Annotated in this window: 1 protein-coding gene; it reads right to left on the minus strand. The window is 44.7% G+C overall.

The genetic code is table 11. The annotated features are described in order from the left end of the window. Positions 1-541 precede the first annotated feature (541 nt). On the minus strand, positions 542-1674 hold a 1133-nt coding region (gene priA, locus ACFE90_RS36110; RefSeq protein WP_375507054.1), incomplete at its 5' end, for a primosomal protein N'.

Raw genomic sequence — 1674 nt, forward strand, 5'->3', positions numbered from 1 at the left:
CGTTAACTGCTGCTGGCAAAGTTTATTTTTGTTTGTGTTGTCAATATGCAAGTAACTTTAACAGCAAATCATGAAAGATTCTTTTAATATGTATACATGAATTTTGTATATAGATGATACTTCCATTTGCTTCATCTATCTGAGGGTTGATAATGTATAGATAGACTCAATTAGTATGCTTGAGACAAACATCAAAATCAGCTGATTCTAGGGAATAGGAAAAAAGATTTTATCGAACAGAATGCATGCGTCAGTCGTCAGAATTCAGTTGGGTATTTTGACCGAAAAAGCGGATAGCGTAGCGTAAAGCCTTCTCTACGAGAGGCTCCGTCAACGGCATAGCAACGCTATGAGCGAGTCATCTTCCTACAGCCCTTCGGGCATCCTACGGCGGGCGCTAGCCTCTTCTTTTGGGAGAAGGGGAGACGCTAAGAGCGAACGAGTGTCTTGATTATGACCGAAGGCGGAGCGTCTCCAGCTTTGCTCCTGAATTCTAACTTCTGAATTCTTCTTCAAGCGTAATTATACACGCAGTTCATGGTCACATAATATTTAATGGGTCTACATCAATAGTTAAACTCACAGACGAAGGACAAAGCGATCGCACTTCTTCCCAATCTGGCAATTGTGGTAATGCATCGGGGGCAAATTTAATCAATATCTGCCAACGATAACGATTAGCTACCCGCAAAATACTTGCTGGTGCTGGGCCTAATACCTCGATTTCTTCTGTACTCAAGGTTGTGGCAATTATTTGGGCGGTATTTTGCACCTGAATGGGATCGAGACTACTTAAGCGCAATAAAATTAACCGCCCATAAGGAGGATAATTGAGGGCTTGGCGTTGTTCTAATTCAGCTTGGGAGAAAGAGTGATAATCGTGCGATCGCACTGCTGCAATTACCTGATGCTCTGTAGTATAAGTTTGTACAATCACCCTACCTTGATCATCGCCTCTACCAGCACGTCCAGCAACTTGAGTCAAGGTTTGAAATGCCCGTTCACTAGCGCGATAATCTGATAAATTTAGCAATCCATCGGCGGCGACAACGCCCACAAGTGTCACCTGTGGTAAATCCAATCCTTTGGTGAGCATTTGCGTACCTACTAATAAATCTGCTTCGCCGTTGGCAAATTGGGTGAGTAGAGTACGGTGTGAGCCTTTGTTGCGGGTGGTATCGCTATCAAAACGAATCAAGCGTAACTCTGGGAACTGTCGCGCTAGTTCCTGCGTTACTCGCTGAGTACCGCTACCGAAAAATTTTAGGTAAGGGGAACTACAATCAGGGCAAAATTTGGGGTGCGATCGCGCATAGTTACAATAATGGCAGCGCAATAATTCCGGCGCTTTTTCTTCGGTGTGGTGATACGCTAACGACACGTCACAGTGCGGACATTCCAACACATATCCACAACTGCGGCAAGATACAAAAGTACTGTGTCCCCGCCGATGAATAAATAAAATTCCCTGCTGTTTTCTCTCTTGCAACTCTTGCAAAGCTTCTTGCAGCGATCTACTAAATATAGAACGATTTCCCTGCTGCAACTCTTGCCGCATATCCACTATTTCCACGGGCGGTAGAGGCCGAGAGTTGATCCGTTCGGGGAGTGAGAGGTAAAGAGTATTAACTGAGAAGTTAGGAGTTAGGAATTCTCCCCCTACTCCTCCTGCCC

The organism is uncultured Nostoc sp., from assembly GCF_964245445.1.
GTDB lineage: Bacteria > Cyanobacteriota > Cyanobacteriia > Cyanobacteriales > Nostocaceae > Nostoc.